Consider the following 15,290-nt stretch of genomic DNA (forward strand, 5'->3'; position numbering starts at 1 on the left):
AGTTTTTCCCCTGAATACTATTTTTCAATTTTAACATTTATTTGGTAATCACGCTGGCGTGAATCTGGACAATTTAGCGTAAATCTAGAATTGGTTATGAGAGTCTTTGATGTCACTTTTTTGTTGTTTAGTTGAATGTTTCCCTCTGGTGTTGGGACTAAATATAGTTTTTCTCCTTGACGTTGTAAATGTCCTCTAATTTCTCCTCCTGGACAGTCAATGGAATCCTTACAGCTAGGATCATCTTCACCTATGGCGATTTTTTTCTTATTTGGTAGTATACATAATTTTTCTTCATCTTCTGCATTATCTTCATCTTCAAATCTAATTCGCAATTTCCATTTTTTTTGTAATTTAGCAAATTTGCATAGACTCCAAATACCAGCAGCTATTAATAATAATAAAATTAAACTGGGAAACCATAGCTGTTTGAGTAAATACGAATTAACTAAACAGGTTTCTTGACCTCCGGGGGCTGGTGTACAAAATTCTTGAATTGTCGGGTTAATGTCTACTACAGATAGTTGATAATCTTTACTGAATTGTGTGAAAATGGTGAGCGATCGCTCTTGTAAAGGTAAACTCTTAATCCAATTTTGTCTCTCTTCACTCTCCGGTGATGTCGCAATTCTAAAAGGACTATCGGCAGGAGTTTCTATCCAAATTTCGGAAGTAATTCCGGGCTTAGTACCTAAGGTTGCATCCGTTATCCAAACAACAGACTGTGGTTTAATTGATTGATTTTTTGCAAGGCGATTTTGATTAATCTGCGCGACACCTTGATATACTGTTAACTCTGCTCTTTGAATATCTGTACCATAACGGTTAGGATCATAATTAAAAGGAATTTTTGCTAATACTTTATTAATATTTTCTGAATCTTTCTTGCTAAAATATATAGGTTTTCCTAATGGATTTTCTACAGAAATAACCTCATCAAAAACCACATTTTGAGCAAAGGGAACAACATAAACAGAATCTCCAGGTTTGAGACTGTCTTCAACTATCTGACGTAGGCGAATACGTCCTTGGTCATTTAAACCCACACTTTCCGTTACATCAATGGCTAACACAACATCACGTTTACCCCCACCCAAGAGGGATACTAACTGTAAGCCTTTTTTTTGTGTATCAGTCAGTGGTTGTCCAGGGGTAATTTTTGTCAAAGTCACAAACCCTATAGCCCATTAAATAATGTGTATTAGAATTATTACACAAATAGTCTTAAAGTTTCCGTCTTTACGCCCTGACGCAAAACATAATTTATACGGCTATTATGTAAAGCCTTCATATTATCAATACCTTTTCCAAATTGGAAAAAGCATTGATTATCACATCCTAATAGTAATGCGATAGCGAAGCGCGACCTAGGAATCGCTGTCCTCAATTTCATTCACTTAGCCTAGAAGAGCGATCGCTAAACAACTAGTACAAAACGGCGTAAATAAACCAACTATTCTAAATCCTCCAAAAGCCTATACTGTCTTCATTTTGACTTTTGACTTTTGACTTCCGCCTTGCGGTACTAGCTGTACAAAGTGTATTGATAGCACTTAATTGAGGCTGTTAATCCCAATCTACCAGTAAAATCACAACTCACATTTACTGTTCATATACTTCGCTCCGATGAGCGATAGCCACAACAAATACCTGCACCACTTCATCTTCTATCGAATAGATGACCCTGTAGTCGCCGATTCGGTAGCGATAGTACCCTGCATAATCTCCCTTGAGGGCTTTGATGTTAGGGTGCGACTGGGGGGGTTTGCTCTAGCTGCTGCAAACATCGGGCAATTTTCTTTGCTAGGGCTTTATCAGCATTAATATAAACCTTTTGGGCATCGGGATGGAGAACAACTTCATACATCAGAGCGAAGAGTTCTCCAGTTTGTGTAATGGGTTTTAGGTGTTGTTTGATTTTGCTTAACTCGTTCTAGCAATCCAGGAATTGCTAAAAGTTCTTGGGTTGCAGCTTCGCTTTCAACATTTGCTAAGTAAGCAGCAAAATCAGCCAGCACCTGCAATCTTTCTGGTGATAGTTGCTTGAGTAATTCATTAAGCTGATTCTGTAACTCTGTCACAGATACTAAAACCTCCGATGATCTATCTGAACCTGGGGAATTATCCATAGTACTTATTTGCTTGCTTCCACTTTCTGAAATCAAAGGTTTACCCCCATATCATACCCTTATTTAATCGCTTCATTAACGTACCCAAAAATATAGTGCGATAGCGAAACGCTCCGTAGGAATCGCTGTCCTAAATTCCATTAAATTTGTGTGGGAGAGCGATCTCGATGTAAACTCCAACCGCGAATAGGATCAACTTCATTGGACAGAATTTCTTCATCTCGCTCGGAAACATCCTTTTCTACTGAATTTCCCAAGGCTGCAATTGAAAGCAAAAAGTTTTTACTGGTTTTTTGAGATTGTTTTTCAGTTGCTTTATAGCGCAGGTAATCAACAAAATTGATGAGTTCAGTAAGTGAATCTTCAGGCAATGTCTTAATTGACTCAATAATTTGCTCTCGGTTTTTGGTTAAAGTATCCATATATTTATTTGAATGAATGCTGCTTATTTCAAACACACTATTCTATTCTGACTGAAATTACTGTCTAACATTTCTCTAGTTTGTGAAATCGGTTTTGAACTACAGTAATGCGATCGCCTTCCTAAATTCCATTAAATTTGTGTGGGAGAGCGATCGCACTTTTTGAATCTGGGCAAATCCAAGACGTTATTTAACTACAAATTGCCAGATTCTAATTTTTTCTTGATTTGATCGAGATAGGCTTTTCCATCACGAATATTAGGATATCCTGATTTAATCCATTGAATTAAAGTTTTGGTTCATAGGGCTGATCATCTATTACAAGTATCTTGACGTGCGCTCGACGAATATTTTCCTTGGCTTCTTCATCATCAGCCAAATTGTGCATAATACCGGGCGTATCATGGATTTCCCACTTATCAAGTTTTATTGAACCATTAGCTTTTATGGCTGTACCTTGAATAACATCAGTTTTGTAAACATCAGCTTTTAAGAGAGAATTTGACAAAGATGATTTAAAGGTTAAAGAAGTTCTAAAAATCCTGGAAGCAGATGGTTGGTATATAGATCGCACCAGAGGTAGTCATCGTATCCTCAAACATCAAAGCAAATCAGGTATGGTAGTTGTACCCGGAAAACCAAGTAATGACATTCCCATAGGTACACTCTCATCAATTTAGAAGCAAGCAAAATTATGAAGGAAAAAATGATTGAGTACACAGTCATCTATGAACGTGGCCAGACAAACTGGGGCGCTTATGTTCCTGATTTACCTGGTTGTGTCAGTATTGGCGATACTTTAGGAGAAGTACAGGAAAATATTAAAGAAGCGATCGCATTATACCTAGAAGTATTGAAAGAAGATGGACAACCCATACCCGAACCATCAACAGAAGTTGGTAAAGTTGCAGTGACAATATAATCACAGCTACCGGGAAACAATCCACCATACAAGGACTAGCAGTTAAGCTTATTGATTATGAGTCAATACCAGTCAACAATTGTGAGTCCCGAAACCCTGGAAAACTCCTTGATATTATGAGTAACCAAAGTTGATTGAAGTGCTATGGCTGTACCGGCAATCAAAACATCCATTTGACCGATTTGAGTTCCTTGCTGCTCCAACTCAGCCCGAATTTTAGCAGCAGCAAGAGCAGCTTCTCGATCAAACAGAACCAGGTTAACTCGGCTCAGAAGTTCTTGAAGTTGTTGAGTGCGTTTTGCGGGTGAATTGGACTTAGCAATACCAACTTGTAATTCAAAAAGAACAATCGTAGGAATACTAATTTCTTGAGCAGAGACATTAACAAGATTTTGAGCAACTCTTCCTTGACCTTTGAAATAATAAATCAGGGTATTGGTATCCAAAACGTACATCTAGAGGCTCTCCCGCAAGATGTCTTGTCCTGATTCGGTGCGAATTTCTTCTAAAGTGGGAAAGTCATCTTTCCAAGTTCCAGCAAGTGAATAAACTAATTCTGACCAAGATAACTCGTCAATATTTTTAACAGTTTGACTGTTATTTAGGTGTTTAGCACGGATAAATTCAGCAAAAGTCAGAATCTCATCAGCTTGATCTGGAGGAAGAGTTTTGACAAGTGCATAAATCTGTTCAGCAATAGTCATAATAGAGTTTTAGATAAAATCAGGTCGGTGAAATTATTTTATCGTAGATGCAACTACTGAGACAAAAATCTACCATGCAAACACTAGCCGTTACTGAAACTATCACCACCATTGCTGAAGCAGAAAAACGATTTGGTTTGAGTCGCAATGAATCTCAGGATTCTTTTACAGAATGGCATAATCAATTACCTGAAATTAATCCCAATGACCGCACCAACCTAGAAATTCTCTGGAAACGTTATCTTTATCATCGTTCAGGTGGACATTTATTAGAAAGTACAGTAATGCTATTACTCGTTTCTCCATTACTTACAGTTGCAGGTTTATATGATCCACCTTTTCGCATCAAAGCAGAAGAATCTGTACAAATAACAATAGCTGATAGCGAAGAAACTCTCCAGGGTCGAATAGATTTACTGGTATTGCAAGACCGCTTATGGGTAATCGTTTTAGAATCAAAAAAAACCATATTATCAGTTTGGTCAGCATTGCCACAAACCCTGGCTTACTTGATGGCTAGTACAAAACGGCGTAAATAAACCAACCATTCTAAATCCTCCAAAAGCCTATACTGTCTTCATTTTGACTTTTGACTTTTGACTTTTGACTTCCGCCTTGCGGTACTAGTCCCAACACTGATTTACCTAACTTTGGAATGTTAACCAATGGCGACGATATTGTGTTTGTCAAACTAGAAAATCAACACTATGCCATATCACGAGTATTTGCGCCCTTGTCTACCCAAAACGAATTAGAATCTGCCTGTGGAGTTCTGTGCAAAATTGCCGAAATAGTAAAATGATAAAAAAGTGTAAAATTAGGGAAAGAGGAAAAATACTATGCTAACCCAAACAGATTACGCCCTCTGGATTGAAGAGACAATTAATCTATTGAAAGAGCAAAATTATCATAGTGTTGACTGGGAAGACTTAATTGAGGAGATTGAAAGTTTGGGAAGGAGTCAAAAGCGAGAATTGCGAAATCGGCTCATCACAATGCTAGAACATTGTCTTAAACTTTGTTATTCAGACTACACTCAAGACTATCGTGGTTGGACAGAAACAATTAGGCGTAGTCAGCGAGAATTGAAAGGCTTATTGGAAGACTCTCCCAGCTTAAGACCGTATTGGGATGAAATATTTAGAGAATGTTATATCAGCGCCCTAAGGACTCTGCGAGAGAACTCTGATTATCAATCTTTTGATTTTCCTGATGATTGTCCTTTTCCTCAGGAAATAGATCAGATTTTGCAACAAACTTCTTGGCGGAAATAGTCAGTGTAATTGCTTGGCGAGGTCTCCGCAAAATTGCCGAAATAGTAAAATGATTAAAAAAAGCTCAGTAATACCTTCACAACTTGCGCTTTTCCTGTCAACGTAGCAAACCACGAATCACGTTATGATAGTGGATAGTCTGCTTGCAAATTATGATTGAGTGAATTATTCCGACTCCGCTAATGAAATTGACCTTGGGTCAATCTTCCCCTTTGAATTAGATCAATTCCAGAAAGAAGCGATCGCCTCCCTCAATGCTGACCGTTCAGTAGTTGTCTGTGCGCCCACAGGTTCAGGAAAGACCCTCATCGGGGAATACGCCATCTATCGCGCCTTATCTCGCGGGAAACGGGTATTTTACACCACTCCCCTCAAGGCGTTATCTAATCAAAAACTTCGAGACTTCCGCGAAAAATTTGGCTTTGATCAAGTTGGACTCCTCACTGGAGACGCTTCCATTCACAGGGATGCACCAATTTTGGTCATGACCACAGAAATTTTCCGCAATATGCTCTATGGCACACCCATAGGTCAAATCGGGATCTCCTTGACAGATGTTGAGGCTGTAGTGCTAGATGAGTGCCACTACATGAACGATCGCCAACGGGGTACAGTCTGGGAAGAATCCATCATCTACTGTCCCCGTAGTATCCAACTTGTAGCCCTTTCTGCCACCGTTGCCAACAGTGATCAACTCACCAGTTGGTTAAATCATGTTCATGGTCCCACAGACCTGATTTACTCCGATTTTCGCCCCGTTCCCTTAGAATTTAACTTTTGTAATCCCAAGGGTTTATTTCCCTTATTAAATGAAACTAATACCAAAATTAATCCCCGCTTAGTCAAAAAGGCTAAAAAAGGATATTGGGAAAAAGGCAAAGCTGGTAGACCAGAACCGCCCGGTATTATTTATACCTTGAGCCAACTCCAAGAACGGGATATGCTTCCCGCCATTTACTTTATTTTCAGTCGTCGGGGCTGTGATAAAGCCGTTGAAGAAGTTGGTGATTTATGGTTAGTTAATAATGATGAGTCGCAAATCCTCCGCCAACAAATTGACGAATTTTTACGCAAGAATCCCGATGCTGGCAGGGCTGGACAAGTCGCCCCCCTGTATCGAGGCATAGCTGCCCATCATGCCGGCATTTTACCAGCTTGGAAAGGATTCGTTGAAGAACTGTTTCAACAGGGATTAATTAAAGTCGTATTTGCCACAGAAACCTTAGCAGCGGGAATTAATATGCCCGCCCGGACAACAGTTATTTCTACCTTGTCTAAACGGACTGACAGCGGACACCGCTTACTCAATGCTTCGGAGTTCTTGCAAATGGCAGGGCGGGCTGGTCGTCGGGGCATGGATCTTCAAGGTTATGTAGTGACATTACAAACCCCCTTTGAAGGCGCAAAAGAAGCATCCTATTTAGCCACATCCAAAGCTGATCCCTTAGTTAGTCAGTTTACACCCAGTTACGGCATGGTTTTGAACCTGCTGCAAACCCACACCATCGAAAAAGCCAGAGAACTCATAGAACGCAGTTTTGGACAATATATGTCCAACTTGCACCTCCAACCAGATTTTGAAGAACTGGCACAATTTCAAGCCGAATTATCGCAAATTCAGTCACAACTGGCGGCAATTGATGAAAGTGAGTTGATGCAATACGAAAAACTGCGTCAACGCTTGAAAGTAGAACGCCAAATTTTCAAAACCTTGCAAGAACAGGCACAGGAAGATAGACAGGCACAATTAGCAATGATGCTGGATTTTGCCATCTCTGGAACTATGTTGAGTCTCAACGACAGAAACGCCATGTCACCCCTACCGATAACAGTAGTGCTGGTTGACAAAGCCGTGAGTGTGGGCGAGACATCTTACTTTGTCTGCTTGGGGCAAAATAACCGTTGGTATGTGGCAACTTCAGCAGATATATTAGATATGTATGCAGAAATGCCGCGAGTAGGAGTTCCATCTGAGCTAATACCACCTTCAGAATTGAGTTTGAAACGCGGACAATCAATTCGTGGTGATGACAGTACCATTGCGATCGCTCAAAGCATACCCAATCCTGAAGAATTTAACCATCTACCTACAGAAGTAAGAGAACAACTCAGTCGCCTAACTGCTGTCCAAGAACAGTTAGAAAACCATCCCATTTATAAATCGGGTAACATTGCCAAAATATTCAAAAATCGAGCGCGTTGTGTCGAATTAGAAGCAGAAATTGAACACCTTCAAGAACAAGTATCACTACAGTCGCAAAGATATTGGGAAGAGTTTCTCTGTTTAATTGAAATTTTGCAATTCTTTAAATGTTTAGATAACTTAGTTCCCACAAAATTAGGAGAAATTGCCGCAGCCATTCGTGGTGAAAACGAATTGTGGTTAGGTTTAGTTATAGCCAGTGGAGAATTAGATCATATTGGTCCCCATAACCTAGCCGCAGTCATAGCCGCATTAGTGACAGAAAGCCCCCGTCCAGATACTAAAGTTGATTTTCAGCTATCAGCGGAAGCGGATACAGCTTGGTTAACATTGCAACCAATTCGCCGTGCTGTGTTAAAGGTGCAGTATCGTCATGGGGTAGCCTTACCTGTAGGTTTGGAAACTCGTTTCATTGGCTTAATTGCCCTGGTAGAACAGTGGGCGCTAGGGGTAGAGTGGAAAGCATTATGTGAAAAAACCACTTTAGATGAAGGGGACGTAGTGCGAATTTTACGCCGCACTCTAGATTTATTATCCCAGATTCCTCATGTTCCTAATTTACCAGATGTATTGCGACGCAATGCTCAACGAGCGATGCAATTAATTGATAGATTCCCTGTGAATGAAGCAATGGAATAATTAGGGTTTATATAACTTATATTTGCCGTCAGATACCCAACTTCTCTAAGAAGTCGGGGATCTCAAACCCTTACGGTTTACAAATCAAAGATGAAACTTTTACCTTTTCTAATTGCTTGTAAGGCTTTGATTTGATGGGAGTAAACTTTGAATTTACATAAGTAGTCGTGCAAAATAAATTTTATATTTTGGAGGGGGAACAGGGAACAGGAAGAGAGTTTTGGGCGATTTTACTTCTTTTCACATACCTTTAAATTTTCCCCTTTAAATTTTTCGGTTCATCTACTTAGATTTGGTGATTTCTACTCCTGAAATTTCTAAGACAGTCTGCTCAATATTCATTGTTTTTATTCAATAATTCTTGAGGGTTTAAGTTAGCTATAATCATTTTTACCTGTCCTTTGTATTCTGTTCTTGGATAATCTGGTTAATTTCTGCCAAACTTAAATTTAAAACTTGTGCGATTTGTTCTCTAGTTAAACCCAATGCTATCAACCCGGGAACTGCATCTAATTTAGCTTTGCGTTCACCCTCTTCTTTTGCTTCTTGATAAAATCGGGTTTGTTTTAACTCACTTAATCCAAACATGGCTTCTATTTCCTCCCTATTCATTCTGGGAAACTTGTAAATTAAAATCGTCTCGATGATTTGTAATACTTGTTGCTGTTGAAGTTGAGAATTTATCTCTTGTTTAGTTCTGGTGATTAACTCTCTGGCTTGGGTAATGCAATTATCTACGTTAGCGATGATTAGTTTCATTGTAGCAACACCAATGGGTAAAGATGTTGTTTCTGCTAATTCATCAAGATAAATAACTCTGACTCGTTGACTGGTGAAAAATTCTTGATAATGCTGAATATCTTCCGTATCTATGCTGCGACTTGGATAGATAACTACAGCATTCCAATGATTTTTGGGTTTGTTTTGACGGATGTAAAGAAATATTTCGGTAAATAGTCTATAGTAGAGATCCTTATCTAATTGAAATTGTACTTCTAAAAAGTAGATGGGGTTATCTGTATTTTGGTTAGGTAAGAAAACTCCATCTATTCTCAAGGCTGTTTGTTTAACTTCAACTGATGAAAATTGATAAAGTTCTGCTAGTTGGGGAGAGTTACCAATCAGTTCAAAAAATATGCTGGGTATTTCTTGAAATAATCGGTAAAATATGCTGTCTGTTTTCATTGGTAATTTATTAGAAAATTATCAAATTTCTGCACGGTATTGTACTAAAAGAACTTGGTCAATCTGACAGTTGCTGCGACATTTTTTTACATCTGCAAATTCATCAGCAAACTGTTTTAAGCCAGCAGCCAGATTTTGTAAGTCAAGGGTAAGCGGTACAAGGGCGCGGGTACAAGTGGTAGAATCTGTATTGGTATTATTAAACTTTTTTCTGAGTAGAAGTTCAAAACGTTTGATATAAATTCCTAAAATAAAGATGGCTTTTTCTTTATCTTGGGGACTATTAAAGTTGAGTTGGTGGGTGCTAAAAAGTTGGGGAATAAGTTGTAAAATAGCTTTAAGTTCGCTGGTTTTAAATCTATTACTCCACAGTGCGATAGCATCGCCAATATTATTTATAGTTTCTAGGCGCAGCACAAAGTAGAAGGAAATAAGATTAATCAGATAACTGCGCCTCATCTCCATCTGCACGTAATTAGAAATATAAAGCGTTTGGTCAGTAAGTTGAGATTCAAAATACTGCTTATAGACTTGCGTACCAAGTAGCAGAGAACGTAAAACTGAGGTATCTAGAAAGTGTTGAGGAATAGATTTATCATCCATTTGCTATTATTCCTCGTCTTTATCTAAATCCAGGCTTTCATCAAGTTTGACTCCAAATGGTATGGTATCAAAGCCTAAGTTTTCTAGGGTTAAAATTGCTGCTTCAACTGATGAATTGTTGATTGTTTCTTGATTGACTATGGATGTAAGTAAATCACAAACTCCTTGATATTGACTGGCATTATAGTCAATCCAACGGTTAGAATATGCCAGTGCATCATGTAATGCCATTACCACTTCTGTATAGGGATCAAATGGTAATTTATCGCGCATAGTACGCATGGTACGCAGTAGGTTATCTGCATAGACAGATGCTATTGGTTCTCCAGAGCAAGAGGCGAGCTTTTGTAAATCTACTAAGATAGTCTTGGTAAGTTCTAATCCTGAAACTTCTAAGACATTCTGCTTAATGTTCATTGTTTTTGTTTAATAATTTTTGAGGGTTTAAGTTAGCTATTGGCTTCTATTTTAATACATATTTATTCCTATTGATAATTATTGGTGGATAGAGTATTTCTTCTCCTATAAATTCGGAGATTTCTGTTGGTTCTGGCGGATGGTGATTTGAGGGGGAATTTTCGGGAATGGGTGTGGTAGGTGGTGTCCACAGGCTTTGTAGTAATAAGCTGTAGTTGGGCGTGTTCATGGTGGTGTTTTTTGAACTTTGCCCTCATAAATCCCCCAGTGGGGGAAGATGTTAAATATAATTACTGTATTTGCTAACTTGCATGATCTCTGAAAAGGTTAGCATCTCACTAAAAAACTAACATCAACTTAATAACTCACGTAGTGATAAATGAAGATTGCACTGGATAAATACACGATGCAATTTAGCGAATCCGAGATAATATAAAAATAGAATCTAATGAAAAATACTATGCAAGCATACAAACTCAAAGGAAAAATTGATTCATCTGGTAACTTAGTAATTACCGACTCCCTGAATTTACCTCCTGGAGATGTAGAAATTGTAGTTTGGCAAGCTACTGAGACGCTTGATAATACCACAACCCCAGCGAGTGAACCAGCACCAGAAACACCAAAGAGAAAATCTAGGATAAAAGCATTTGAGGGTTTGTTTGAAAATGCCCCACCCGTTCCAGTAGACTTTGATCCAGATCAAGCTAAATATGAATATTTAAAGGAGAAATATAACCTGTGAAAATCCTGCTAGATACTAATATCATCATTGATAATGCCCTAGAAAGAGAGCCTTTTTGGAATGCAAGTGAACAAGTTTTATCACTGATTGAACAAGGGAAAATTACAGGTTATATTTCAGCCTCAACTTTTAGTGATTTGTATTATATCATCCGTAAAGCCAGAGGTCGAGATTGGACGCTTACTTATTTAAATCAGTTAGTTACTTTCTGTCAAATTGCTACGGTAAATCAGGCTGTAATTACAATGGCTTTCACAACGAATTTTAAGGATTTTGAAGATGCCATTCAATACTCCACTGCGGTAGTCAACCAATTAGATGCAATCATTACCCGTAATTCTCAAGATTTCCCCGTAGTTACACCGCGCATTCTTACTCCTGACCAATTAATTGAGGAATTAACCAACTCTCCTTGACGGACTTAAAACACTTATTTTGGATTTTAGACAGACATCAAACATCCAATCCAAAATCAAAAATTCTCCCTCAACTTCCTCCTAATTAAACCACCTGAAACAACCTACAAACACCAAGAATCACCACCAACAAATCCCTACCATCAGCACCCCTTTTCATTTTGTAGACCTTCAGCCACTTCTCCACATTATTAGCCACAAACACCAAAGGACAAGGTATTGTTGATGAAAGCGATTTTAATTTGTGTTGAGCGCAGATGAGGTAATAAAAAATGATTGCTGTAAAAGATAAGTTTCCTAAATTAACACCCGAAGAATATTTTGTCTGGGAAGAACAACAACTGCTTCGCCATGAGTATCTTAATGGTGAAATTTACGCTATGAGTGGGGGGACTCAAAATCATGGACGGATTGCTAGTAATATTATTTTCATTGTTAAAGGTCATTTACGGGGTAGTGGCTGTCAGGTTGGTAATTCCGATTGTCGTGTAAATATTTTTGAAACGAAAGATTATGTTTATCCTGATGTGAGCGTTACTTGCGACGAGCGTGATAGGACTGCAATCCAAGCAATTCAATATCCCTGTCTAATTGTCGAGGTTTTATCTCCCAGTACAGCCAGTTATGACCGAGGGGATAAATTTAGATTGTATCGTCGCAATCCTAGTTTGCAAGATTATGTTCTGGTTGATGCTGAGAAAATAGTGATTGATTTATACCGCAAAAATGATCGCGGTAATTGGGAAATTTTTAATTATCAGGTGGGGGATAATATCGAACTACGAAGTATTGATCTAAGTTTTCCTATTGAGTCTGTTTATGAGGATATTGTTTTTGAGGAATTAGGATAAATTGTTTTGAAACTCGTTCCTGACTGGGCGCTGACCCTGCGCCCCTACCTCCTGAATCTGTGACTTTTATCTGACGGAAAATGCCTCGCTAAAACGTCGAGTAATCGGTTCAATAATGAATGTTAAAACTGACTTTTTGCGAGTGACTATTTCAGCATTTGCAGCCATACCTGGATTGAATTCTACTTCTTGTCCACGCACATTCAAGGAATGTCTACTTAATTTAATTCTGGTAGGAAAAACCAAACCTAAGTCTTTATCAATTATGGCATTGGGACTGATTTGTAATACTTCACCGTCAACTACACCAAATTCTTGAAATGGGAAAGTGGCGATTTTGACCTTTGCTTTCATTCCTTGATTAATAAAACCAATATCACGGTTAAGAACTTTTACCTCTAGCAGCATTTCTTCTCCTTCCGGTAAAATTGATAATAGTTCTTCTCCAGATTGAACTGGACCTTTAGTAGCTTTAATTTTGTAAATTGTTCCAGCAACGGGGGCTTTAATAGTTTCTCCGTCTTTTTGTTGCTTGGCTTGTTCTAATTGACCGGCAACTGTAGCTAATTCTTCTTTGCGTTTATTGATTTGGGTGAGAATTTCACTTTGACGTTCTGATGTTAATCGAATATTTTGATTTTTGGCTGTTTGATAAGCCTGTTCTGCTTGATTTATTTCTTGAAATTGGGCAGCAACATCTTTTTCTAAAGAGGCAATTTTATCTTTTGCTTCTGTTAAATTATTTTGATTTTTCGTAACTTCATCGGTATTTCTAACAATATCTGCATTGGCACGATTTAATCTTTCTTTAGCATCTAAATAATCAACTCTGGTTAAAGCCCCTGGTTCAACTAAGGTACGAAGATTTTCTTCCCGTTGTTTAGCAATAGATAAATTATTATCTAACATAGAACGTAGACTTTTAACATTCTCTAAGTTTTTTTGCACATTGGTAAAACTGATTTTTGCATTGGCTAAATTTTCCTGTAAGCGACTCAAACGGACTTTGGCTTGATTGAGAATTGATTGTTGACGTTTGGCTTCTGCTGCTGCTGCTGCTTGTTTGGCTTTATAGTCTAATAACCGCGAGTTTAAAAGTTCATCTTGCAGGATTGTTCCCGCAGTTTTGCCTCCAGCACGTTCAGCTTGTAATCGTTGTAAATCATCTTCAATTAATTTACTAGATTTGGCTAGACGGTTGACATCTGTTTGTTGAAAATTGGGATCACGTTGAATGAGAATTTGATCTTTGGTAACGCGATCGCCTTCTTTCACTTTCACTGCTAAAATAGAACCATTACCCAAAGCTGTCACCGGTCTAACTTGGGTGGAAGCAATTAATTCTCCTGTGGCTGTGGCGACTTCATCAATTTCTGAAAAATGCGCCCAGGAAATTGTTCCAAAAATGATAAAACTAATTGTTCCAGCTAATAATCTTGTATAAAGTGGTGGTAATTCCTGGACTGCTTTGCCCAATTCATAGGATAATTGTTCTTCTGGTTTTGCAAATCTTTCTTTTGTTTGACGCGCTTGCACAGCATTTGCAGCTAGGGAAAATTTCATAATTTGTCAGATTTCTAGAATTATTGAACGCAGATGAACACAAATAAACGCAGATAAAGAGGGATAAATTCATGAATTTGCTGATTCTGTGTAGCCTCACATAAAGTTGGTATGACTAAATGTTTAATAGTAATCTATGCCAATATAAAATATTGTTATGTAAGTCACTGAACATATCCAGATCCCCGACTTCTTTAAGAAGTCGGGGATCTATATTAATTATTCTGGTTATTTTGATAACATGATTGTTTTTAGGAAAACTATCTGTATTTATTCCTACAGTTAGAAGCAAATTTCTCTACAATATACGTTAATAAGCTAGTAGCTTACTAGATAGGAACGTAAAAAATTAACTCTATGATCTACCATAGCAATGCGATCGCCTCTCGTAAAGAGGGAAATTTTTCAGGTGTGGGTGGGCTTGATTTGTATTACCAAAGTTGGCATCCTAGAGGTGAAATCAAGGGAATTTTAGTCATAGTTCATGGACTCGGAGGACACAGCGGACTTTACAAGACGATAGTTGACCATTTGTTACCAAAAGAATATGCTATCTATGGCTGTGATTTACGCGGTCATGGGCGTTCATCTGGTCAAAGAGGTTACATCAATACCTGGGCTGAATTTCGTGATGACTTACAAATTTTCCTCAATTTAATTCAACAACAACAACCAGAATGCCCAATTTTTCTATTAGGACATAGCATGGGAGGAGTAATTGCCTTAGATTACACTCTTCGTTATGTCCAAGGTAAATCTGAGTTATCAGGTGTAATTGCTTTTGCACCCAGCATTGGTCGAGTAGGAGTACCCCTGAGTCGCATTGTTTTAGGTAAATTACTCTCCCAGGTGTGGCCCCGTTTTTCCTTGAATATTGGCTTGGATTTCAGCGCAGGTTCACGAGATCAGAAAATTTTAGATTCCTATACTCAAGATAAATTACGCCATACTCTCGCTACTGCTAGGTTATCTACAGAGTTTTTTGCCACAGTAGATTGGATTCATAATCATGCGAAAAAATGGCAAGTACCATTGTTAATTTTACATGGTGGTGCGGATAGAATTGCCTTGCCAGCAGGAAGTGAAATATGGCTCTTTCGTCTCTTTTATGGTCACAACTAAAATTACCAAAATTTAATGCCGATAAATCTAAACCATAAAAGCCGAAAACTCTATCTCTGTAAAGGTTTGCAAACTTTTAAATACAAGAGAATCAG

The 15,290-nt window shown here is 38.2% G+C and carries 23 protein-coding genes; 10 read left to right on the forward strand and 13 right to left on the reverse strand.

Features of this window, described 5'->3' with window-relative positions; translation table 11 throughout:
• Positions 1-17: 17 nt before the first annotated feature.
• The 6 genes from IQ226_RS15890 to IQ226_RS15910 form a co-directional block, all read right to left on the reverse strand.
• Positions 18-1,172, reverse strand: coding sequence for a vWA domain-containing protein (locus tag IQ226_RS15890; RefSeq protein ID WP_193896888.1), 1,155 nt, complete (start codon positions 1,170-1,172; stop codon positions 18-20).
• 430 nt (positions 1,173-1,602) lie between these two features.
• Positions 1,603-1,743 (reverse strand): type II toxin-antitoxin system RelE/ParE family toxin, encoded by a 141-nt coding sequence (locus IQ226_RS25975; RefSeq protein ID WP_370567168.1) that lies wholly within the window; start codon positions 1,741-1,743, stop codon positions 1,603-1,605.
• Between the two features lies 1 nt (position 1,744).
• Complete coding sequence (locus tag IQ226_RS25625) at positions 1,745-1,867, reverse strand: type II toxin-antitoxin system RelE/ParE family toxin (RefSeq protein ID WP_255539974.1); 123 nt, start codon at positions 1,865-1,867, stop codon at positions 1,745-1,747.
• Positions 1,860-2,129 carry a hypothetical protein gene (locus IQ226_RS15900; RefSeq protein ID WP_228039483.1) on the reverse strand — a complete coding sequence of 90 codons (270 nt, stop codon included), beginning with the start codon at positions 2,127-2,129 and terminating at the stop codon, positions 1,860-1,862. Before IQ226_RS15900 ends, IQ226_RS25625 begins: the two co-directional genes overlap by 8 nt.
• A 140-nt stretch (positions 2,130-2,269) precedes the next feature.
• Positions 2,270-2,551, reverse strand: a complete 282-nt coding sequence (locus IQ226_RS15905) for a DUF2281 domain-containing protein (RefSeq protein WP_193896890.1) — start codon at positions 2,549-2,551, stop codon at positions 2,270-2,272.
• A gap of 286 nt (positions 2,552-2,837) precedes the next feature.
• The gene (locus tag IQ226_RS15910) at positions 2,838-3,125 is read right to left on the reverse strand and encodes a GTPase (protein ID WP_193896892.1); all 288 of its coding nucleotides are present in this window, start codon (positions 3,123-3,125) and stop codon (positions 2,838-2,840) included.
• Between IQ226_RS15910 and IQ226_RS15915 the strand changes: the two genes are divergently transcribed.
• Together IQ226_RS15915 and IQ226_RS15920 are read left to right on the forward strand one after the other, a co-directional pair.
• Positions 3,115-3,231: a type II toxin-antitoxin system HicA family toxin gene (locus IQ226_RS15915; protein WP_370567169.1), complete on the forward strand. Its 117-nt coding sequence runs from the start codon at positions 3,115-3,117 to the stop codon at positions 3,229-3,231. The genes IQ226_RS15910 and IQ226_RS15915 overlap by 11 nt on opposite strands.
• A 26-nt stretch (positions 3,232-3,257) precedes the next feature.
• Positions 3,258-3,473: a type II toxin-antitoxin system HicB family antitoxin gene (locus IQ226_RS15920; protein ID WP_096671380.1), complete on the forward strand. Its 216-nt coding sequence runs from the start codon at positions 3,258-3,260 to the stop codon at positions 3,471-3,473.
• A 62-nt stretch (positions 3,474-3,535) separates the two neighbouring features.
• On the opposite strand, the gene IQ226_RS15925 is transcribed toward IQ226_RS15920, so the two are convergent.
• Together IQ226_RS15925 and IQ226_RS15930 are read right to left on the reverse strand one after the other, a co-directional pair.
• The gene (locus IQ226_RS15925) at positions 3,536-3,928 is read right to left on the reverse strand and encodes a type II toxin-antitoxin system VapC family toxin (RefSeq protein ID WP_193896894.1); all 393 of its coding nucleotides are present in this window, start codon (positions 3,926-3,928) and stop codon (positions 3,536-3,538) included.
• The gene (locus IQ226_RS15930) at positions 3,929-4,177 is read right to left on the reverse strand and encodes a DUF2281 domain-containing protein (RefSeq protein ID WP_096666164.1); all 249 of its coding nucleotides are present in this window, start codon (positions 4,175-4,177) and stop codon (positions 3,929-3,931) included. It abuts the gene before it with no gap.
• Positions 4,178-4,251: 74 nt separating this feature from the next.
• Between IQ226_RS15930 and IQ226_RS15935 the strand changes: the two genes are divergently transcribed.
• From IQ226_RS15935 to IQ226_RS15950, 4 genes are all read left to right on the forward strand, one after another.
• Positions 4,252-4,716, forward strand: a complete 465-nt coding sequence (locus IQ226_RS15935; protein ID WP_370567167.1) for a type I restriction endonuclease subunit R — start codon at positions 4,252-4,254, stop codon at positions 4,714-4,716.
• A 116-nt stretch (positions 4,717-4,832) separates the two neighbouring features.
• Positions 4,833-4,979 (forward strand): hypothetical protein, encoded by a 147-nt coding sequence (locus IQ226_RS15940; RefSeq protein ID WP_193896896.1) that lies wholly within the window; start codon positions 4,833-4,835, stop codon positions 4,977-4,979.
• A gap of 37 nt (positions 4,980-5,016) precedes the next feature.
• A complete protein-coding gene (locus IQ226_RS15945) occupies positions 5,017-5,451 on the forward strand; it encodes a DUF29 domain-containing protein (RefSeq protein ID WP_193896898.1) in 435 nt (144 codons plus the stop codon).
• Positions 5,452-5,611: 160 nt separating this feature from the next.
• Positions 5,612-8,293 (forward strand): RNA helicase, encoded by a 2,682-nt coding sequence (locus IQ226_RS15950; protein ID WP_193896900.1) that lies wholly within the window; start codon positions 5,612-5,614, stop codon positions 8,291-8,293.
• 390 nt (positions 8,294-8,683) lie between these two features.
• Here IQ226_RS15950 and IQ226_RS15955 read toward each other — a convergent pair whose 3' ends face one another.
• The 4 genes from IQ226_RS15955 to IQ226_RS15970 are packed head-to-tail and all read right to left on the reverse strand — an operon-like array spanning position 8,684 to position 10,727.
• On the reverse strand, positions 8,684-9,478 hold the full coding sequence (locus IQ226_RS15955) for an Rpn family recombination-promoting nuclease/putative transposase (protein ID WP_193896902.1): 795 nt from the start codon (positions 9,476-9,478) through the stop codon (positions 8,684-8,686).
• Between the two features lie 21 nt (positions 9,479-9,499).
• Positions 9,500-10,081 (reverse strand): hypothetical protein, encoded by a 582-nt coding sequence (locus IQ226_RS15960; RefSeq protein ID WP_228039484.1) that lies wholly within the window; start codon positions 10,079-10,081, stop codon positions 9,500-9,502.
• Between the two features lie 6 nt (positions 10,082-10,087).
• Positions 10,088-10,498 carry a hypothetical protein gene (locus IQ226_RS15965; RefSeq protein WP_193896904.1) on the reverse strand — a complete coding sequence of 137 codons (411 nt, stop codon included), beginning with the start codon at positions 10,496-10,498 and terminating at the stop codon, positions 10,088-10,090.
• A 46-nt stretch (positions 10,499-10,544) separates the two neighbouring features.
• Positions 10,545-10,727, reverse strand: a complete 183-nt coding sequence (locus IQ226_RS15970; protein WP_193896905.1) for a hypothetical protein — start codon at positions 10,725-10,727, stop codon at positions 10,545-10,547.
• A 219-nt stretch (positions 10,728-10,946) separates the two neighbouring features.
• On the opposite strand from IQ226_RS15970, the gene IQ226_RS15975 reads away from it, so the two are divergent.
• From IQ226_RS15975 to IQ226_RS15985, 3 genes are all read left to right on the forward strand, one after another.
• Positions 10,947-11,243, forward strand: coding sequence for a hypothetical protein (locus IQ226_RS15975; RefSeq protein ID WP_228039485.1), 297 nt, complete (start codon positions 10,947-10,949; stop codon positions 11,241-11,243).
• A complete protein-coding gene (locus tag IQ226_RS15980; protein ID WP_193896907.1) occupies positions 11,240-11,659 on the forward strand; it encodes a PIN domain-containing protein in 420 nt (139 codons plus the stop codon). Before IQ226_RS15975 ends, IQ226_RS15980 begins: the two co-directional genes overlap by 4 nt.
• A 272-nt stretch (positions 11,660-11,931) precedes the next feature.
• Positions 11,932-12,510, forward strand: coding sequence for a Uma2 family endonuclease (locus IQ226_RS15985; protein ID WP_193896909.1), 579 nt, complete (start codon positions 11,932-11,934; stop codon positions 12,508-12,510).
• A gap of 66 nt (positions 12,511-12,576) precedes the next feature.
• Here the strand turns inward: IQ226_RS15985 and IQ226_RS15990 are convergent, their stop codons facing one another.
• Positions 12,577-14,073: an HlyD family efflux transporter periplasmic adaptor subunit gene (locus tag IQ226_RS15990; RefSeq protein WP_193896911.1), complete on the reverse strand. Its 1,497-nt coding sequence runs from the start codon at positions 14,071-14,073 to the stop codon at positions 12,577-12,579.
• A gap of 357 nt (positions 14,074-14,430) precedes the next feature.
• On the opposite strand from IQ226_RS15990, the gene IQ226_RS15995 reads away from it, so the two are divergent.
• The gene (locus IQ226_RS15995) at positions 14,431-15,195 is read left to right on the forward strand and encodes an alpha/beta hydrolase (RefSeq protein ID WP_228039486.1); all 765 of its coding nucleotides are present in this window, start codon (positions 14,431-14,433) and stop codon (positions 15,193-15,195) included.
• Positions 15,196-15,290: the final 95 nt, after the last annotated feature.

Source organism: Dolichospermum sp. LEGE 00240, assembly GCF_015207875.1.
Taxonomy (GTDB): Bacteria; Cyanobacteriota; Cyanobacteriia; order Cyanobacteriales; family Nostocaceae; genus Dolichospermum; species Dolichospermum gracile.

Bases quoted from the DNA above. Each gene is read 5' to 3' on its own strand.
- IQ226_RS25625 (WP_255539974.1), bottom strand. From the start codon at position 1,867: ATGTATGAAGTTGTTCTCCATCCCGATGCCCAAAAGGTTTATATTAAT.
- IQ226_RS15900 (WP_228039483.1), bottom strand. From the start codon at position 2,129: ATGGATAATTCCCCAGGTTCAGATAGATCATCGGAGGTTTTAGTATCT.
- IQ226_RS15905 (WP_193896890.1), bottom strand. From the start codon at position 2,551: ATGGATACTTTAACCAAAAACCGAGAGCAAATTATTGAGTCAATTAAG.
- IQ226_RS15920 (WP_096671380.1), top strand. From the start codon at position 3,258: ATGATTGAGTACACAGTCATCTATGAACGTGGCCAGACAAACTGGGGC.
- IQ226_RS15925 (WP_193896894.1), bottom strand. From the start codon at position 3,928: ATGTACGTTTTGGATACCAATACCCTGATTTATTATTTCAAAGGTCAA.
- IQ226_RS15930 (WP_096666164.1), bottom strand. From the start codon at position 4,177: ATGACTATTGCTGAACAGATTTATGCACTTGTCAAAACTCTTCCTCCA.
- IQ226_RS15935 (WP_370567167.1), top strand. From the start codon at position 4,252: ATGCAAACACTAGCCGTTACTGAAACTATCACCACCATTGCTGAAGCA.
- IQ226_RS15940 (WP_193896896.1), top strand. From the start codon at position 4,833: ATGTTAACCAATGGCGACGATATTGTGTTTGTCAAACTAGAAAATCAA.
- IQ226_RS15945 (WP_193896898.1), top strand. From the start codon at position 5,017: ATGCTAACCCAAACAGATTACGCCCTCTGGATTGAAGAGACAATTAAT.
- IQ226_RS15955 (WP_193896902.1), bottom strand. From the start codon at position 9,478: ATGAAAACAGACAGCATATTTTACCGATTATTTCAAGAAATACCCAGC.
- IQ226_RS15960 (WP_228039484.1), bottom strand. From the start codon at position 10,081: ATGGATGATAAATCTATTCCTCAACACTTTCTAGATACCTCAGTTTTA.
- IQ226_RS15965 (WP_193896904.1), bottom strand. From the start codon at position 10,498: ATGAACATTAAGCAGAATGTCTTAGAAGTTTCAGGATTAGAACTTACC.
- IQ226_RS15970 (WP_193896905.1), bottom strand. From the start codon at position 10,727: ATGAACACGCCCAACTACAGCTTATTACTACAAAGCCTGTGGACACCA.
- IQ226_RS15975 (WP_228039485.1), top strand. From the start codon at position 10,947: ATGAAAAATACTATGCAAGCATACAAACTCAAAGGAAAAATTGATTCA.
- IQ226_RS15985 (WP_193896909.1), top strand. From the start codon at position 11,932: ATGATTGCTGTAAAAGATAAGTTTCCTAAATTAACACCCGAAGAATAT.
- IQ226_RS15990 (WP_193896911.1), bottom strand. From the start codon at position 14,073: ATGAAATTTTCCCTAGCTGCAAATGCTGTGCAAGCGCGTCAAACAAAA.
- IQ226_RS15995 (WP_228039486.1), top strand. From the start codon at position 14,431: ATGATCTACCATAGCAATGCGATCGCCTCTCGTAAAGAGGGAAATTTT.